At 59.6% G+C, this 18,126-nt stretch carries 16 protein-coding genes, 1 tRNA gene and 2 riboswitches; of the genes, 7 read left to right on the top strand and 10 right to left on the bottom strand.

Annotation, left to right across the window (positions count from 1 at the left end):
- Positions 1-98: 98 nt before the first annotated feature.
- Together FH08_RS0142840 and FH08_RS0142845 are read left to right on the top strand one after the other, a co-directional pair.
- Complete coding sequence (locus tag FH08_RS0142840; RefSeq protein ID WP_152603059.1) at positions 99-770, top strand: hypothetical protein; 672 nt, start codon at positions 99-101, stop codon at positions 768-770.
- Positions 771-886: 116 nt separating this feature from the next.
- The gene (locus FH08_RS0142845; protein ID WP_031364259.1) at positions 887-1,192 is read left to right on the top strand and encodes a helix-turn-helix domain-containing protein; all 306 of its coding nucleotides are present in this window, start codon (positions 887-889) and stop codon (positions 1,190-1,192) included.
- Positions 1,193-1,214: 22 nt separating this feature from the next.
- Here FH08_RS0142845 and FH08_RS0142850 read toward each other — a convergent pair whose 3' ends face one another.
- The 6 genes from FH08_RS0142850 to FH08_RS0142875 all read right to left on the bottom strand — a co-directional run bounded on the left by FH08_RS0142850 (position 1,215) and on the right by FH08_RS0142875 (position 9,796).
- Positions 1,215-2,603 carry an L-serine ammonia-lyase gene (locus FH08_RS0142850; RefSeq protein ID WP_031364260.1) on the bottom strand — a complete coding sequence of 463 codons (1,389 nt, stop codon included), beginning with the start codon at positions 2,601-2,603 and terminating at the stop codon, positions 1,215-1,217.
- A 30-nt stretch (positions 2,604-2,633) separates the two neighbouring features.
- Positions 2,634-3,737, bottom strand: coding sequence for an alginate lyase family protein (locus FH08_RS0142855; protein WP_031364261.1), 1,104 nt, complete (start codon positions 3,735-3,737; stop codon positions 2,634-2,636).
- 106 nt (positions 3,738-3,843) lie between these two features.
- Positions 3,844-6,771 (bottom strand): aminomethyl-transferring glycine dehydrogenase, encoded by a 2,928-nt coding sequence (gene gcvP, locus FH08_RS0142860; RefSeq protein WP_031364262.1) that lies wholly within the window; start codon positions 6,769-6,771, stop codon positions 3,844-3,846.
- 69 nt (positions 6,772-6,840) lie between these two features.
- Positions 6,841-7,221, bottom strand: a complete 381-nt coding sequence (gcvH, locus tag FH08_RS0142865; RefSeq protein ID WP_031364263.1) for a glycine cleavage system protein GcvH — start codon at positions 7,219-7,221, stop codon at positions 6,841-6,843.
- A 66-nt stretch (positions 7,222-7,287) separates the two neighbouring features.
- The gene (gene gcvT, locus FH08_RS0142870) at positions 7,288-8,412 is read right to left on the bottom strand and encodes a glycine cleavage system aminomethyltransferase GcvT (protein ID WP_031364264.1); all 1,125 of its coding nucleotides are present in this window, start codon (positions 8,410-8,412) and stop codon (positions 7,288-7,290) included.
- Between the two features lie 132 nt (positions 8,413-8,544).
- Positions 8,545-8,679: riboswitch (glycine riboswitch) on the bottom strand.
- 44 nt (positions 8,680-8,723) lie between these two features.
- Positions 8,724-8,846: riboswitch (glycine riboswitch) on the bottom strand.
- Between the two features lie 44 nt (positions 8,847-8,890).
- Entirely contained in the window at positions 8,891-9,796 is a 906-nt protein-coding gene (locus FH08_RS0142875) for an ABC transporter six-transmembrane domain-containing protein (protein WP_031364265.1), read from the bottom strand.
- Positions 9,797-9,915: 119 nt separating this feature from the next.
- Between FH08_RS0142875 and FH08_RS0142880 the strand changes: the two genes are divergently transcribed.
- Positions 9,916-10,515, top strand: coding sequence for a TetR/AcrR family transcriptional regulator (locus tag FH08_RS0142880; RefSeq protein WP_031364266.1), 600 nt, complete (start codon positions 9,916-9,918; stop codon positions 10,513-10,515).
- A gap of 37 nt (positions 10,516-10,552) precedes the next feature.
- On the opposite strand, the gene FH08_RS0142885 is transcribed toward FH08_RS0142880, so the two are convergent.
- Both FH08_RS0142885 and FH08_RS0142890 read right to left on the bottom strand, forming a co-directional pair.
- On the bottom strand, positions 10,553-10,930 hold the full coding sequence (locus FH08_RS0142885) for a hypothetical protein (protein ID WP_051888963.1): 378 nt from the start codon (positions 10,928-10,930) through the stop codon (positions 10,553-10,555).
- 150 nt (positions 10,931-11,080) lie between these two features.
- Positions 11,081-12,124: an oxidoreductase gene (locus FH08_RS0142890; RefSeq protein ID WP_031364268.1), complete on the bottom strand. Its 1,044-nt coding sequence runs from the start codon at positions 12,122-12,124 to the stop codon at positions 11,081-11,083.
- Positions 12,125-12,413: 289 nt separating this feature from the next.
- On the opposite strand from FH08_RS0142890, the gene FH08_RS0142895 reads away from it, so the two are divergent.
- The 3 genes from FH08_RS0142895 to FH08_RS0142905 all read left to right on the top strand — a co-directional run bounded on the left by FH08_RS0142895 (position 12,414) and on the right by FH08_RS0142905 (position 16,216).
- The gene (locus FH08_RS0142895) at positions 12,414-14,519 is read left to right on the top strand and encodes a UvrD-helicase domain-containing protein (protein WP_031364269.1); all 2,106 of its coding nucleotides are present in this window, start codon (positions 12,414-12,416) and stop codon (positions 14,517-14,519) included.
- Positions 14,520-15,179: 660 nt separating this feature from the next.
- A complete protein-coding gene (locus tag FH08_RS0142900; protein WP_235210683.1) occupies positions 15,180-15,629 on the top strand; it encodes a mobile mystery protein A in 450 nt (149 codons plus the stop codon).
- Positions 15,620-16,216 carry a mobile mystery protein B gene (locus FH08_RS0142905; RefSeq protein WP_031364271.1) on the top strand — a complete coding sequence of 199 codons (597 nt, stop codon included), beginning with the start codon at positions 15,620-15,622 and terminating at the stop codon, positions 16,214-16,216. Before FH08_RS0142900 ends, FH08_RS0142905 begins: the two co-directional genes overlap by 10 nt.
- A gap of 299 nt (positions 16,217-16,515) precedes the next feature.
- On the opposite strand, the gene FH08_RS0142910 is transcribed toward FH08_RS0142905, so the two are convergent.
- Entirely contained in the window at positions 16,516-17,427 is a 912-nt protein-coding gene (locus tag FH08_RS0142910; RefSeq protein WP_031364272.1) for a c-type cytochrome, read from the bottom strand.
- Positions 17,428-17,749: 322 nt separating this feature from the next.
- On the opposite strand from FH08_RS0142910, the gene FH08_RS0142915 reads away from it, so the two are divergent.
- A tRNA-Arg gene (locus tag FH08_RS0142915) sits at positions 17,750-17,825 on the top strand.
- A 72-nt stretch (positions 17,826-17,897) separates the two neighbouring features.
- Here FH08_RS0142915 and FH08_RS53820 read toward each other — a convergent pair.
- Positions 17,898-18,126: hypothetical protein (locus FH08_RS53820; RefSeq protein ID WP_235210682.1), on the bottom strand; the 229-nt coding region annotated here is incomplete at its 5' end.

Here is an 18,126-nt window from a genome sequence, read left to right on the forward strand (position 1 = left end):
AATAGCAAACGCGACCCATCCGAACAGGTCGACATACAATTTGCGCCGATTTGTCCAACTGGCGGATGCGGCTTTCTTTGCAACACTCCGACTCTGAAATGAAAAACAAAACCCCTCGCCGTTCGTGCGGCCATGTTTTCCATACTGACCCGGCTATGTTCGTGCTGGTGACATATAAGCCAAAACCGGGTGTACCGAACTACGTGCAGGTACTCTGTTACCCGACCCCACCAGGAGACGCGATGCTTACTTTCCTGTCGCCTTTCGATGCGTGGATCGAAGCCATCTATTCATCAAAGCCAGGAAAGTTGTATCGCGTCATCGACGCGACCACATTCGATCCTAGTGAGTTGATAGCGAACTCCAGCGACCAACTAAATGCCGGTCTTCACATGGGGTGGGCTGCTTGCGACGGCAAGTTGCTTGCGAAAAAGAATGGCGAGTTAGTTGGTTATATGATGCTGCAAACCCTCAAAGTCGCGCCTTTCGACGCGGAAGATATCGTGTTCACTCTTAGCGCAGAAAATCGGAAGAGTGTCGATCTCTTTCACGAGAAGGCAGGGTTGTTCGCCTACGCGGAAACGCTTGAATCAAGCATGAAATGGGACGACCAACGTCTCGACCAGGAAGTGTCATTAGCCATGCAAAACGTGCCCGCAACGTGCGAAGCTTCTGCCCCTGACATTAACCAAATCGCTGTCTATGACCTGGAAGGAAAGCAATGGCACTTTGTGGCGCTGGCTGACCTGATTGATAAAACCCCGGCTTGACCAACGAAATAAGCCCCGTTGCTACCGGAAGGACCGAGTGAATGGGGCCTTCCGTTATGACGCGCGCACACTGTCTCAGGCGCTGCTTACTGGCGAGTTACATGAGGTAAAGAGCGATGAGTGACAAACTGTTGAAGGCGCTACACGAAACGGCGCAAGGGCTACACCAGGCTGGAACAATGGACGCGGTGACGTTGCGGGAGTTCGATGCGCTGTGCTTGCCGCCGATCAAGGACTGTAGCGCGGCGCAGATCAAGCGGCTGCGCCAGCGCAGCAATGCGAGTCAAGCGGTGTTTGCGGCGTGCCTGAACACCAGCGCATCGACCGTGCAGAAATGGGAACAGGGCCAGAAGCGCCCGAACGGCCCATCGTTGAAGTTGCTCGATCTGGTTGACCGTAAGGGCTTGGAAGCGATGTTCTAAAGGCTTCCCAAGAAGATCAACCTCAACACTCAACAATATTCACCGCCAACCCACCCCGCGATGTTTCCTTGTATTTGGTCTTCATATCGGCGCCGGTTTGCATCATCGTCTTGATCACGGAATCGAGCGATACGTAATGACTGCCGTCGCCTCGCATCGCCATGCGCGCAGCATTCACCGCTTTCATCGACCCCATCGCATTACGTTCGATGCACGGAATCTGCACCATCCCGCCAACCGGATCGCAAGTCAGCCCGAGGTTATGTTCCATCCCGATCTCGGCAGCGTTCTCGACCTGCGCCGGCGTCCCGCCCATGACCGCCGCCAACCCGGCCGCTGCCATCGAACACGCGACTCCCACTTCCCCCTGACACCCGACCTCAGCGCCGGAAATGGAAGCGTTCATCTTGTACAGAATCCCGATAGCCGCCGCCGTCAGCAAAAAGTCGATCACGCCCTGCGCATTCGATCCCGGTAGGAACCGGTCGTAGTAATGCAGCACTGCAGGAATGATCCCGGCCGCGCCGTTGGTCGGCGCCGTTACCACCCGACCACCCACCGCGTTTTCCTCATTCACGGCAATGGCGTAAAGGTTGATCCAGTCGATCATGGAAAGCGGATCGCGTAACGCCTGCTCGGGTTTGTCGACCAGCGCCCGATACAACACCGGCGCGCGCCGTTTAACCTGGAAAGGACCGGGCAGGCAACCATCGGCGTCGGGGTTATCGATTCCGCAACCGCGCTTCACGCACGACTGCATCACGTCCCAAATGCGCAGCAAGCCCGAACGAATCTCGTCTTCGCTGCGCCACGTACGCTCGTTTTCCCACATCAATTGCGCCACGGATTTGCCCGTTTCACGGCACAACGCGAGCAATTCATCGCCGGAGTGGAACGCGTACGGCAACTGTTCTATCGCGGTCAACACCTTCACATTCGATGCCCCCGCCGTCACCACAAAACCGCCGCCCACCGAGAGATAGGTCGAGTCGCGCAATGACACGCCGTCGGCATCGAAGGCATGGAGCTTCATGCCGTTCGGATGCTCAGCCAGCGCCTGCCGCAGAAACACGATGTGTTCCTTCAGCACAAACGGAATCTCGTGACGCCCCAGCAGCGGCAGCTTTTTCATTGCGCGCACGGTCTCGAGACGCGTGCTGATCGTCCCTGCATCGACGGTATCCGGGGCATCGCCCATCAGGCCGAGCATCACGCCGCGATCCGTACCGTGACCCTTGCCGGTTGCGCCGAGCGAGCCGTACAACTCGCATTTCACCGTAGCCGTGGCGTCCAGCAGACCGTCGCGTTCGAGCCCTTGCACGAACATCAGGGCGGCGCGCATCGGCCCGACCGTATGCGAACTCGACGGACCGATGCCGATTTTGAAAAGATCGAAAACGCTGACTGCCATGACTGCTCCTGCAAAGGTCGTGCTAAAAAATCAGCGCGCCGGCAACGGCAAACAAACCGCGAGCCAGGCCGGCGGCGTGGGCGCCAGGCGCAGCGCAATGGGCGTGTACCGCCCGTCGAGCCGCGCCGATAGATGGAACAACTCGGCCGCGTGTTTCGGATCCCACGCGCCCGAATAACCAGGCAGACCAGCCTCGCGGCGGGTGGCGTCGAAGGGCACGCTCGAATGAACAAATTCCTCGTGGGTGCGCGTGCCGAGCGCGTACGGCGTGAGCCAGTTCAGCGCGGCGGCGAGCGTCGCGCCCGACGGCGCGCGTTCGCTCAACCAATTGCGGTTGTGACGGCGCGCAGCCAGCGCGGCCGTGACCAGCGGCTGCAAATCGTAAGTGACGTAATGCAGCGCGTCGCGCTCGCCGAAATCGACGGTCGAGCCGTCCGGCGCAATGTTGTCTCCAATATGCTCCACATACAGACGCTGCGCCGCGTTAATCAGCTTGCGGTCATCAGTAGTGAACGCGCCCATCGAAATCAACTTGATCCGGTGACTTTGCCAGTTGTTCCGATACGTGCCCGTCAGCGGTCGCTTTTGCTTATCAATATCCGCGATATATCCCGTCACCATCTTCGTGATGAACGCGTTCGACGCATTGCGCGTCTTCACCGGCAATGCGCTCGCGGTCAGGTCGTAGGCGAGGATCAGCGACTCGAAATTCGTTTCATCGATAGGATTGAAACTCGGCTGATACGTCGTGACCCACGCGAATAAAAACCGGTCGACGAGACGCAAATACGCTTCGTTGCCGGTCGCGCGCCACGCCAGCGCAGCGTCGCGCATCAATCCCAGATCCTTCTCCGCTTCTTCGCTCTCGTCACGAATACCCTGATGCGGCAACGTGCCTTCCGTATGCAGCGTTGCCCGCGCTTTCGGCTGGTCGTTCAGCCGCGACTGCACCATTTGCACCAGTGCTTTCACGCCCGGATCGGCATTCGTGCGCTCACTCGTTTGCATCGCGGGCGCTGCGCAAAAATTCATTGCTGCAAACGCGCTTTGCGTCGTCAATGCCGTTGCTGCAAGGGCCGCGATCATCGCCGGAACACGCCACGTTTTACTCACCACTCGCACCTGTCGCGCCATGCAAAACTCCCTGATTGGCTTGGTTCGGGAGAGATGGTATCTGGTGTTGCGTGACTCCGGCAAAACTGTCCGGCTCTGAGAAGAAGCCGGACAGTTGAAACCCATGCTATTCGCCGTACTCGGACAACGGAATGCACGAACAGAACAGGTTGCGGTCGCCGTAAGCGTTGTCGGCGCGGCCGACCGGCGGCCAGTACTTGCGCGCGATCAACGAAGTCAGCGGATACGCCGCCGTCTCCCGCGAGTAGGCGTGACTCCAGCCATCGGCGACAACAACCGCTGCCGTATGCGGCGCGTTCTTCAGCGGATTGTCTTCGCGATCCGATTTGCCATCTTCCACCGCGCGAATTTCGTCACGAATGGCGATCATTGCATCGATAAACCGATCCAGTTCCTCTTTCGATTCCGATTCCGTCGGCTCGACCATCAGCGTGCCCGGCACCGGGAAGCTCATGGTCGGCGCATGAAAACCGTAATCGATCAGGCGCTTCGCCACGTCATCGACTGAAATACCACTGGTCTCTTTCAACGGCCGCAGATCGAGAATGCACTCGTGCGCGACCAGACCGCCCGCGCCGCTGTACAGCACGGGGTAATGCGGCGCGAGCTGCTTCGCCACATAGTTTGCCGCGAGGATCGCGCTTTCCGTGGCGTTGGTCAGACCTTGCGCGCCCATCATCGCGATGTACATCCACGAGATCGGCAGAATGGCGGCCGAGCCATAAGGCGCCGCCGATACCGCGCCAATCCCGGCTGCATCGCGTTGATACCCGGTGGAATGCTGGTTCGGCAGGAACTTGGCGAGATGCGCGCCGACCGCGACCGGACCCACGCCCGGTCCGCCGCCGCCATGCGGAATGCAGAAGGTTTTATGCAGGTTCAAGTGCGAGACATCGCCGCCGAACTGGCCCGGCGCGGTCAGGCCGACCATCGCGTTCATGTTCGCGCCATCGACGTATACCTGGCCGCCATGCGCATGCACGATCTCGCAGATCTCGCGCACGTTCACTTCGAACACGCCGTGCGTGGACGGATACGTGATCATGATCGCGGCGAGTTTGTCGGCGTGCTTGTCGGCCTTGGCCTGCAAGTCGGCGATATCGACGTTGCCCTGTTCATCGCACGCAACCACCACGACCTGCATGCCGGCCATTTGCGCCGATGCCGGGTTCGTACCATGCGCGGACGATGGAATCAGGCAGATGTTCCGATGCCCTTCGCCACGCGATTCGTGATACGCGTGGATGATCAGCAAACCGGCATATTCGCCCTGCGAGCCGGCATTCGGTTGCAGCGATACAGCCGCGTAACCGGTACACGCAACGAGCATTTGCTCGAGCTGATCGATCATCGTGCGATAACCGACCGTTTGCTCACCCGGCGCAAACGGATGGATCTGCGCGAATTCGGGCCACGTCACGGGCAACATTTCGGACGTTGCGTTCAGCTTCATCGTGCAGGAACCGAGCGGGATCATTGTGCGATCGAGCGCGAGATCCTTATCCGCCAGACTGCGCAGGTAGCGCAGCATTTCATGCTCGGAATGATGACGGTTGAACACCGGATGCGTGAGGTAGGCGCTCGTGCGTTCCAGTGCTTTCGGCAGCGAGACTTTTGCGTCCGCATCGAGCGCGTCAATATCGAACGTTTCCGTCTTGCCCGCCACTTCCGCGAACAACGCGAAGAGCTTGAGCAAGTCGTCGCGCGTGGTGGTTTCATCGACGGAAACGCCTACGTGCGTTGCATCGATATGGCGCAGGTTCACGTGCACCGCCGATGCCGCCTGATGCAGCGCCGTGGTATTCGTGCCGCTAACGATGGTGACGGTATCGAAGAACGTTTCGTTAGCGAGCGTGTAGCCGAGTTTGCACGCGCCGGCAGCGAAGATCGACGCCACGCGATTCACGCGCAACGCGATGGTCTTCAAACCCTGCGGCCCGTGATACACCGCGTACATGCTGGCCATGATCGCGAGCAATGCTTGCGCCGTACATACATTCGATGTCGCCTTTTCGCGGCGGATATGTTGCTCGCGGGTTTGCAGCGCGAGACGCAGCGCGTGCTTGCCTTGGGCGTCGACGGTCACGCCGACAAGACGGCCCGGCATTTGCCGTTTGAAGTCATCGCGTACGGCCATATACGCGGCGTGCGGACCGCCAAATCCAATCGGCACGCCAAAGCGCTGCGTATTACCGATAGCCACATCCGCGCCCCATTCGCCCGGAGGCGTGAGCAGCGTGAGCGCGAGTAAGTCAGCGGCGGCGATTACAAAACCACCGGCCGCATGAATAGCTTGAGTCAACGCGCGATAGTCATGCACGTCGCCATTCGCCCCCGGGTATTGCAGCAACACGCCGAAGGCGTTTGCGGTGGCGGCATCGGCGGCGGGACCAACTTTGACTTCGATACCCGCCGGTTTTGCACGCGTTCGCACGACTTCGATGGTCTGCGGCAGCACGTCGTCGGCGACATAAAACAGGTTCGATTTCGGCTTGCCCGCGCGTTGCAGCAGCGTCATGGCTTCGGCGGCGGCGGTGGCTTCATCGAGTAGCGACGCATTCGAAATCGCGAGACCCGTCAGGTCGATAATCATCTGTTGGAAGTTGAGCAGCGCTTCCAGGCGGCCTTGCGAAATCTCCGGCTGATACGGCGTGTAAGCCGTGTACCACGCCGGGTTTTCAAGCACGTTACGCAGGATCACGGCGGGCGTGTGCGTGCCGTAATAACCCTGACCAATGTAGTTCCTGAACACCAGGTTCTGATCCGCGAGTTTCCTCAGCGATGCCAGCGCTTCCGCTTCGCTTTTCGGCTGCGTGAACGCGCCGAGCGGCAGCGTTTCTTTACGCCGGATGGCTTCGGGAATCACCGCGTCGATGAACGCCGCGCGCGATGCGAAACCGAGCGCTTCGAGCATGGCATGCTGGTCGGCCGCATCCGGGCCAATGTGCCGGTGGGCGAATGCATCGTGGCATTCGAGCGCGGCGAGAGACAGGGATGAGCGGTTCATCAGACGGTCCGGGTGTTCGAGCTTCATGAGAATTCCTGCTGGTGCGGCGTGGTTCGCTATTGCGCTTTAAGCACGCCGCACGGTCGTTGAAAAGTTTTACTCGCCGATCGCGCTGCCGTATGCAGCGGCATCGATCAACCGATCCGTCTTGGCGTCGGCGGCGGGCTTGATCTTGAAGAGCCAGCTTTCGTACGGCGTGCCGTTGATCTGATCCGGCGTGCCGGTCAGCGCATCGTTCGCGGCGACGATTTCGCCGGCCACGGGCGCGTAGATATCGGATGCTGCTTTCACCGATTCGATCACCGCGATGGCGTCGCCGGCGGCAACGGTCTTACCTACCGGCGGCAATTCGATGAACACGACATCGCCCAGTGCTTCCTGCGCGTGATCCGTAATACCGATGGTCAGGGTGCCGTCGGATTCGGTGCGTACCCATTCGTGCGATTCGGTGTATTTGAGTTCGGCCGGGATGCTCATGCGGATGCTCCAGTTGTCATTGAGGGTGGACGTGCGTGGCTTTTGCGGCCGTTGCTTGCGGGCTGTTTAAAGCGCCGCCAACACCTTGCCGTTGCGCACGAAAGGCAGTTTTACCACGCTTACCGGCAGTTGTTTGTCGCGTATCACGACGTGCACTTTGTCGCCCGGTTTCACGCTCGCCGGCACCCGGGCGAACGCGATGGATTCCTGCATCGATGGCGAGAAAGTGCCGCTCGTGATCTCGCCTTCGCCGTCGGCCGTGACGACTTTTTGGTGAGCACGAAGCACGCCACCGGCGCGGCCGTTTTCCTTCTGCAGAATCAAGCCGACAAAGCGCGCCTTCGATCCATTCTTTTCCAGCGCGGCGCGGCCGACGAACGCGCGGTTCGGGTTGGTGAGGTCGACGGTCCACGCGAGGCCGGCGTCGAGCGGCGACACCGTGTCGTCCATGTCCTGGCCGTAGAGGTTCATGCCGGCTTCCAGACGCAGCGTGTCGCGTGCGCCGAGGCCGGCGGGCTTCACGCCTTGCGCGATCAATGCGTTCCAGAACGCTACGACTTGCGTAGCCGGAACCACGATTTCGAAACCGTCCTCGCCCGTGTAACCGGTGCGCGCGAGCATCACTTCGCCGAACGAGCTGGCCGGGAATTGCACGGCGTTGAAGGGTTTGAGTTCAGCGGTGGCGTTGCGCGTTTCCGGCAGCACTTGCCAGACTTTTTCGCGTGCGTTCGGACCTTGCACGGCGACGATCGCGAAATCGCGGCGCGGCGTGATCGTCAGACCAAAACCGCCTTCGGCATTCAGATGGCCGAACCACGCGATGTCTTTCTCCGCCGTGCCGGCGTTCACTACAACCCGGTAGTTGTCATCGGCGAAGTAATAGACGATCAGGTCATCGATCACGCCGCCTTCCGGGTTCAGCAGGCACGAATACAGCGCCTTGCCGGGAACGGTGAGTTTGTCGACGCTGTTGGCGATCGCGTACTTGAAGAATTCGCGCGCTTTGTCGCCGGTGAAATCGACGACGCGCATATGCGACACATCGAACATGCCCGCGTCGGTGCGCACCGCGTGGTGTTCGTCGATCTGCGAACCGTAATTGACGGGCATGTCCCAGCCGCCGAAATCGACCATGCGTGCGTTGAGCGCAAGGTGAGCGGCGTGCAAAGGCGTGTGTTGAAGATCAGACATGGAGCGGGCCTCGGGCGTGCGCGAAAACAAAAAAAGGCCATGCGTCGAACCCGCTCGGGGTTTCGGCTTTTTTTGGTTGCTTGGATAACGCCAATGCAACCTGCAAAGCCCAAACCGCGCAGCGATCCGGTACATGACCCCTCTGTCCTCGGTACCTGAGAGATTGCACGCTGTGCGCCTACCATCCGACGTTCAACGCGCGCCCCTTCGGTGGGCATCTGGCTGGTGCTTCTTTTTCAGCCGATGCCGCTCTCCAGAGTTCGACTTTCCGTTTTTGGCGCCCGATTAAAGGCGCAATTCATAGACGGAACTTCGACGCGGCCGGTCCTTTTGCCTGAGAGTTTGTGGGTGTGCCCCTTCGGCGGCGCTTGCTTTGTTTCGTGTCGTTTTCGATGCAAACGACAAAAGCCAGCGCGCTCTCCCGACGCGTGCGGCGAATTTACGCGACCGAATTCAGCTTGTCAAACGGCGAGGGGCCTTAATCCTTCGCCAGCCCAGGATTGACGCGTCTACCGATATCCCGCAAGCGCGCGAGTTGATCGACCATCGACGGCGCTTCGTCCAGGCTGCTGACAAAGGTCCAGAGATATGTCATCACGGCATAGACATGTCCGGCCTTCACCGATGGCGCCAACGCCAACTGGCTGATGGCAATCACAAACAGCACGGCCGCGACCGAGCCGACGAAGAGAAACGCCGCGGCTTCACGGTTCGACAGGTGAACCCGGAGCTTGGAAAGCACGCGATAGTGCCGTTTCAAAGTGACCGTCCCCACTTTCGCGACCAGGCCGATTTCCTTCTCCAGCCGGTCATTCAGGCGCTGATGCAAGCCCTGGTTGCGCCGTGCGAAGCGCGGCAACAAGGCCAGGCACAGTAGCAATCCGCCCAGGCTCGCAACGCCGATCCACGGCTCGATCGCCAGCAGCATCGCCACGGCGCCCACTATGGATACCAACGCGGTGACCATGGTCGGCACGTGTTTTTCGAAGAAGTCGACAAACTCCCGGGCCAACACCACGCGCGCCGCAGCCGTCGACGTACTTTGGTTCTGCAACCGCTGATTGAGGATCACCGGCACCGCCAGATCGGCGTATATCCGCGTGAAGGTGCGCGTATCCACGGCGCGGCGCGCAGCGCCGACCGTCCAGAACGCCAATACGATCACTGCGTAGAACAACGCGCTGTGAGCGTCGCCTCGAATGATCGAGTCGACGGCGAATCCGGCGAACAACGGATACGCGAGCAATAGCGCGTTCTCAAGCGCGACGAGCGACAGCGTGCAGAACAGCTTGCCCGGATAAGCCCGGGCAATAGCTTTCAGCGTGGACGTGGCGGACTGCTTTTCGCTCTCGACCATCCGGATTTCTGGTGTGATGAATGACATGATCGTACCTTGAGTAAAATCGCAGCTATAATTTGAGCGACTGCTCAAATTATACTTGAGCAGTCGCTCAAAGTGCAAGCTCAGCTAATCCGGTCACGCTTGAAAGAAAGGAATCGAACATGTCGCGGTCGTCCCCCGAACGCAAAGGTCAGATCATTGCGGCCGCCCTTGAGTTGTTCCGCGAGAAAGGTTTCGCGGACGTTTCCACGCGTGACCTCGCCGAGCACGCGGGGTTGTCGCGCAGTCACATTTATCACTACTTCGGCGACTGGAACGAGTTGCGCCGCGAGGCGTTCGTGCACTTCGCCGACGAGCAACTCGAAGAAGCCGGCGCGCGTCTGATCGATAAACCGCCGGTCGACGCGTTGCTTGGTTTTGTCCGCGATTGCCTGCCAGAGAGCAAAAATGATGGTTGGGGGCTGTGGCTCGATGCCTGGGACGAAGCCATGCACGACGCAGAACTCGCGCGGGCTTATTTAAGCGAGATCAGTCGCTGGCAGGGCATGCTGCGTGGAATTATCGAAAAGGGCGTGGAGGCGAAGGTGTTTCGGTGTGCATCGCCGGAACGCGCTGCACGGCAACTCTTCGCGCTGGCCATGGGTTACGCCGATGATCTGTTGCTGCAGCCGTCGGTTGAGGCTGTCGAAGCGGCGCTGGACGAGGTCGTGGAAATTGCGGAGATGGTGCTGAGTTTTGAGCTCAACGCTCTAGAACGATGAACCGAACGACAGCCTGTCGTCCGGCGCAGAAAAGTGCTTACTGAATCGCGCGTTGCAACCCGTCCAGCTCGCCGTTCAGGGTGTGCTGTTCGTCACCCGACAAACCGCCGCCATGCTGGGAAGCCATGTCGCGCGATTCCTGACGCACTACATCCAGCCGATGATGGAACGCGTCGCCTTGTGGCGGCGGGTAAAAGCCCTGGCTCACGCGCTGATCCACATGATGCCAAAGCGAGTTGATGCGCCCGTTGACCTGATCCATTCGATGCACCGCTTCCATATGCGGATCGGGGCGCGCCGGTGCTTCCTGGACGACATCGACCTGGCGCGTCGGCTGGACGACACACGCCGCCAGCGATCCCGCTAGCGCCACGCCAATCAGCGCACGGGTAAAACCTGCTTTAAGCGTCAGCATTGAAGTTCCTCTTTTGATTTTTAAGATAAGACGATAAGACGACTGGAGAAGAACGGTTCGCGCACCGCGCCGGCTGACGCCGGGGCGGTGCGCAAATGTAACGCTGTGTGTTTGACAGTCTTGCGTGGGCCGTTTGTTATCGCTGCTTTGTCAGAGCGGCGCGAAATCCAGGCGGCGACCTTCTGCGTTGCTGCGGATGGCTATGTCGATGATGGTCATGACATCGACGGCATCTTGCGACGAGACTGGGAACGGCTTGCCGTCAAGCACCGATGCCGCCAGCGCACGATAAAACTCTGCATAAGCGCCGTCGCGGGTGGCGAATTCCTGACGCAAGTCGTGATCGCCATCGACTTCGCGAAGCAGGCCGGGCGGGTTATGGCCGAACTCGGGATTGCCGGGGCGCAAACCGGCTTTGAGCTGGTCTTCCTGCACATCGAGACCCGTTTTCACATAGCTGCCGCGTGTGCCGTGAATGGCGAAGCGCGGCGGTTCCAGCGCGGCTAGCGCCGTGGCGTGCAGCACGATTTCTTTGTCTTCGTAGCCCAGCAACAAATGCACGTAATCCGGTGCGCTCGCGTGATCGCGGTGCGCGTGGACGCTAGCAAAAATGGTTTGCGGCCGGCCGAACAACGTCAACGCCTGATCGATGAGATGCGGCCCCAGATCGAACAACAAGCCGCCGCCCCGCGACGCTTCCTCGCGCCAGCGCTGCGGCACTTTCGGCCGGAAGCGATCGAAATGCGATTCATAGTGCGTCACGCGCCCAAGCCGGCCGCTTTCGATCAACGCGCGCACCGTCATGAAATCGCCATCCCAGCGACGGTTGTGGAACGGCGCGAATAGCAATCCGCGCTTTTCGGCCAACTCGGCGAGGGTTTTTGCATCGGCGCCGGAGAGGGTGACCGGCTTGTCGACCACGACGTTCCTGCCCGCTTCCAGGGCTTTCCTGGCGAGTTCGAAATGGGTGTCGTTGGGTGTTGCGATGACGATGCAATCAAGTTCATCGATGGCGAGCAGCGCATCGAAATCTTCGACGATCGTCGCGTTCGGGTAATCGGCCTGCGCGCGCTCGGGTTTGCCGGTGGCAATGGCGGATACGGTCGCGCGGCCGCAATGATCGATGACGGGCGCGTGAAACGTTTCGCCGGCAAAGCCATAGCCCATCAGGCCTACTTTTAGAAGTGCTGTCATGCGGGCATCCTGTTGGTTGGCGATGCCGATATTGTGGCACGGGCCTGAAATGGCGGATCGGGTTGAAACGGTTGAAACGGGATTGAAACTTCGCACGGTGCTTGAGCGCGGACTGCCGAAAGGGCCAGAACCATCGCTTTCGAGCGATGGTTTCTTCCGTGTTAACATCCGCTCTCCAAATCGCGCCCGCTTCGGGGTGGCGCAATTTTGTTCACCTTCTTGCTCACCATCGCGTACTTCCGGCAGCCGAAACGTCCGCCCGATTTACGCATCTCAAAGTGTCCGAACGATGTCCGCAGCAGGTATGAACGCCGCGCAATCCGAAGCGGTGCGCTATCTCGATGGCCCATGTCTTGTGCTTGCCGGCGCCGGCAGCGGCAAGACGCGCGTGATCACCCAGAAGATTGCCCATCTGATCGAAGGCAAGGGCTTCGAGCCGAAGCACATTGCCGCGCTGACCTTCACGAACAAGGCCGCGCTTGAAATGCGCGAGCGCACGGCAAAGCTGCTTGAAGGGAAGGCCCTCACCACGCCCGGCAAGGAAGGCCGCCGGGTGCCGGTGAACCAGTTGACCATTTCCACGTTTCACTCGCTCGGCGTGCAGATCATGCGGCAGGAGGCTGAGCACGTCGGCCTGAAACCGCAGTTCTCGATCATGGATTCCAGCGATTGTTTCGGCCTCGTTCAGGAACAGTTAGGGACCACCGATAAGGGCCTGATCCGCAAGGTCCAGTCGATTATCTCGCTGTGGAAGAACGGCATGATGTCGCCGGATCAGGCGTCGGCGAGCGCGTCGAACGAGGACGAGATGCAGGCGGCCATTGTGTTTCGCAGTTACGTGGCGACGCTGCACGCGTACCAGGCGCTCGATTTCGACGATCTGATCCTGAAGCCCGCACAGCTTTTCGCGGAAAACGAGCAGGTTCGCGAAAAGTGGCAGAACCGGCTGCGTTATCTGCTGATCGACGAATATCAGGACACGAACACCTGCCAGTACGAACTGCTGAAACTGCTGGCCGGTCCGCGTGCGGCGTTCACGGCGGTGGGCGATGACGATCAGGCCATCTACGGCTGGCGCGGCGCGACGCTTGAGAACCTTGCGCAGTTGGGCAAGGACTTTCCGAAGCTGCATGTGGTGAAGCTCGAGCAGAACTATCGGTCGACCGTGCGCATCCTGACGGCTGCCAACAACGTGATTGCGAACAACCCGAAGTTGTTCGAAAAGAAGCTGTGGTCCGAACACGGGATGGGCGACTCGATCACCGTGACCGCTTGCAACGACGAAGAGCACGAAGCGGAATCGGTGGTGTTCCGGCTGTCGGCGCATAAGTTCGAGCGGCGCGCGGCGTTTCGCGATTACGCCATTTTGTATCGTGGGAATTTTCAGGCGCGGATCTTCGAACAGGTGCTGCGTCGGGAGCGGATTCCGTACGTGCTGTCGGGCGGCCAGTCATTCTTCGATAAAGCCGAGATCAAGGACATCGTCGCTTATTTGCGGCTGATCGCGAATCCCGATGACGATCCAGCGTTTATCCGCGCGATCACCACGCCGCGGCGGGGTGTCGGCAATACCACGCTTGAGGCGCTGGGTTCGTTCGCGGGACAGGCGAAGGTGTCGCTGTTCGAAGCCGTGTTCATGGGCGGCATTGAAGCGCGGTTGTCCGCGCGGCAGGTCGAGCCGTTGCGCGCGTTTTGCGAATGGATGCAGCGCCTGGCCGATCGGGCGGGGCGCGATCCAGCAACCCAAGTGCTCGACGACATGATGGAGGCAATCCATTACGAGGCGTATCTCTACGATGCTCACGACGAACGACAGGCGCAATCGAAGTGGCAGAACGTGCTGGAATTCTGCGAGTGGCTGAAGAAAAAGGGCACGAAGCCCGAGGCGGAGCCGTCTGAAGACTCGGAGGCCACGGGTTATGACAACGCCGATGGTTTCGGCGATGAAGGCAAGAACCTGCTCGGCCTGATTCAGACCGTTGCGCTGATGTCGATGCTCGAAGGCAAAGATGAAAACCCCGATGCCGTGCGGCTGACGACGGTGCATGCATCGAAGGGGCTTGAGTATCCGCACGTGTTTTTGGTCGGCGTGGAGGAGGGGATCATGCCGCACCGTGGCAATCCCGATGCGGACGCGGACGCGCCGGTCGATACCGGCCGGATCGAGGAAGAGCGGCGGCTGATGTACGTCGCGATTACGCGGGCGCAGCGCAGCCTCCATGTGAACTGGTGCAAGAAGCGCAAGCGGGCGCGCGAGACGGTGGTGTGCGAAGCGTCGCGATTTATCCCGGAAATGCTTCTCGACGATGCACCTCCGCCGACGGAGGAAGAAGCGCCGATGTCGCCGAAGGACCGGATGGCGCGGCTCAAAGAGTTGCTGCAGAAGCCGGCTTGATTGTTGGTGGATCGGCGGCTCGGCGGCTCAATTGAAAAACCCTGCGTTTTGCGCTACCCGTACCACAAAGGTGTTGGTTTTTGAGCTAATTAGCGCTGAGACGCGCGTTCCAAAAGGGGATTGCGGGTCTTTTTTTGCCGGAGATATTTCCAAGAGATGGTGGGCGCAAGATTTCTCGACGTTGAGTCCGAGCTTGGCGGGTAGAGGCCCGGAAAAAAGAGCTTCGGGACCAGTTCAGAGACTTGCTTCCGAAATACAAGGCAAACCGGCCGAGACTGGAAGAATTTTTGGCGGAAATACAGAGCTAACGACCGGGTGCTACATGCGCAAAGCGTCAATGTTCGGGCGTTCTTTATTGGACCGGGCGATCGACGTTCGAGCAAACTGCCTCGCAACCGCTGGCTTGCAGTGCAGCAAATCAGAGAAACTTGCTTCTTAAAAATGAAGCAGTTTGTGAAATTCGATGCTGCATAGTGAAGTATGTCAGTGTTTATTGCTTCTCTATGATGAAGCAAAACATTCGATTTTGCATCGCTATATTGACGCAGCATGCACGTATATGTTTCGTTTGGGTGAAGCAAAAAATTGCGAGTTACTTCACTATAGGCTATCATTATTTTAGTTTTTGATATCCTATAGGCCAGCAAAATGGATTCCAGAATGAGGCAGCTCCGGCTTGAGCAGGTCCAAGCGTCGGTCGCAGCGTACTCGGATTTGACCAACCGTCGGCCCCCGGCGCGTGGATGGCTGAAGGCCATCCGAGAGTCGTTAGGGCTTACTGAGCGACAACAAGCCGACAGATTAGGTATCACCGGTTCGACCCTGCACAAATCGGAATCGGCGGAAGCGGAGGAGCGAATCACCCTCGGACAACTGCGCAAGTTGGCTGAGGGGCTGGACTGCGAGCTGGTCTATGCTCTGGTGCCCAGAAGGCCACTGACTCAAGTGGTCGAAGACCGGGCGCGCTCAATCGCCCTGCAGGAAGTGAGTGGAGTTGCGCACACCATGAGTCTGGAAGACCAACGTCCGGCAACCGACCGACTTCGCAAACAGGTTGAGCAGAGAACGGCAGAACTGCTCCGGGGCCGCTGGTCCGACCTATGGCGATAGATTTAGACGAACAGGACGGCCAGACACCGCTCGACCCTGACGAGCTTGCGGGGCTGATACCGACGCACCTGGCCACCAAGGGCGACCTGAATGACTGGGAGCAGGAGAACATCATGCAGGCCGTGCGATGGGCTCGCCGTCAACGCAAGGTCGATGTCCTCGGTGATGACTTCTGTCGCAACCTTCACAAGAAAATGTTCGACCAGACCTGGTCGTGGGCAGGCACGTTCCGCAAATCCGACAAAAACATCGGATGTGACTGGACGCAGGTCAGCGTCAAACTAAGAAACCTTTTCGATAACACGCGGTGGTGGGTCGACAACGGTACATTCCCGCCCGATGAGATTGCCGCACGATTTCACCGCGAACTGGTGTGGATTCATCCCTTTCCAAACGGCAATGGCCGACACTCACGAATGATGGCTGATGTGCTCTTGCGCAGCATGAAACAAGAGCCGTTTTCGTGGGGCGGCGGCGGGACATTGGTTGAAGCGGATAACGCCCGGTCGGATTACTTAACCGCCTTGCGTGCGGCCGATAAAGGTGACTACAGTTTGCTCCTAGTCTTCGTGCGAAGTACTTCTTAGCCGTCGCACGGACAAGAAGGACGTCAAGCCATTTGTGACAGGCGCAAAGAGCTTTGCGCTGTTGCGCGTGCAGCCCTGCACGACCGTTCTATCGTCAACGCCGCGCAGCTTCGCCATCGCGAGCACAGCAGCGCTCGACACCGCTTGGCCAAGACTCGCACGGGCTTTCAATGCCCGTAAAAAAGCGAGCCTCCAAAGAGGCTCGCAGTAATCACTAGGCCTGCCCGATTACCAACACATTTGTGGAGGGATAGCGTTTTGCGCAGGCCATTTTATTTGCGTCGCGTAAAGGACCGCAGCTATTTGACGGCTGCGACCATGTAATCGACGGCAGCTTTCACGTCGGCATCGGATGCATTCGATCCACCCTTGGGCGGCATCGCGCCCTTGCCGTGCAGCGCGTAGTTGTAGACGGTGTCGATCGGTTCTTTCAGGCGCGGGGCCCATGCGTCCTTATCGCCAAATTTCGGCGCGTTGAGCACGCCGGCCGCGTGACAGGCCTGGCAGACCTGCGTGTAGAGCGTCTTGCCAGCCTGCGATGCATCCGCGCTTTCTGTGCCTGCCGCTGCGCCCGAGCTTGCTTGCGGCACGTTCGCCAGCGCTGCGACTGCGGCGGCGGCCTGGGCGTTGTCGGTCGAGGCCGCGCCTGCTGCGGCTTCGCTCGCCGGTGCTGCCGCCGGTGCCGATGCACCCGCTGCCGCGCCCGGCGCCGGTTGCGCGGGTTCAGCGAATTTTGCGCCGCCGTCGTTAGCCATATAGACGACTGCCCGGGCGATTTCGAAGTCGCTATAGTCGTCGGGGCTGGTGCCGCCGCGTGCGGGCATGCCGCCTTTGCCGTTGAGCGCGTTGTGGAGCAGGGTGTCGTAGCCTTCCGCAATGCGGGGCGCCCAGTCGCCGGCGTTGCCGAACTTGGGTGCGCCCGCTACGCCGGCCGTGTGGCAGGTCGTGCAGACGGCCTTGAAGACTTCTTCGCCGGATTTGTAGACGTGGGGGGCGTTGGCGTCGCGTATATCGACCTGCGCCACGGGGGAGATGCGCGCGGCCACGGCTGCTTCGGAGAGGGAATCGGTGCCGGCGCCGGTGCGCGTCGTGTTATTGACGTAGACGGCCAGCAGGATGATCACGACGATCGGGACGGCGAACCCGGCGACTATTGCCGCAATGAGTTGGCCAGGCGTTTTGATCGGGACTCCGTGGGGTGCTTCACTCATGCTCGTCTCGTCTCCCTTTTATTTGTGAGTCGGTTCAGCAACAGCGTGACAGCAACAACGACTTTCTGGGGCGTTCGTGATCGTTTTCACCAGCACGGTCGATTATAGACGGAACGTTTACGTGGCGGCGCGCCCGCAGAGGCCAGTAGCCGCGCGTGTTAACCCGGATTTCGGTGCTGTTGGCGAGGGTGTTCGTGGGCCCGGATGTCGGTTGGCCTGGTCCTTGCGGTGGACGGATCGACGGAAAACAGGTATTGTTTCGGACTCGCAGCGGCCCTGCCTCCATTGTTTTGTATATGGAACGCGGTGCCCTCGGTCATACGCGCCCGTAGCTCAATGGATAGAGTACTGCCCTCCGAAGGCAGGGGTTGCTGGTTCGATCCCAGCCGGGCGCACCAAAATACTGAGTTAAATCAGTTGCTTGCAAGTTCCAATAGTTCTCAATTCTTGCCTTTCTTGTTCCGTGGGACTCAAAAGGGACGCGAGAGATGGCGACGTTCGTAAAACACACGCATAAATCCGGCAAGGTGACGTGGAAGTGCAAGGCTCGTCGCAAGGGTTTTCCGACCCGGACGCAGAGGTTCGATAGCAAGGCTGAAGCGCAGGTTTGGGCTAGGAGTCTGCGCGGCAGATAGAAATTGGGGTGGTGAGCGACTGACATCGAATGCATATGTGTGAGCGCCGCCGATTTTCACCCGG

It is taken from the genome of Caballeronia sordidicola, assembly GCF_000729995.1.
Taxonomy (GTDB): domain Bacteria; phylum Pseudomonadota; class Gammaproteobacteria; order Burkholderiales; family Burkholderiaceae; genus Caballeronia; species Caballeronia sordidicola_A.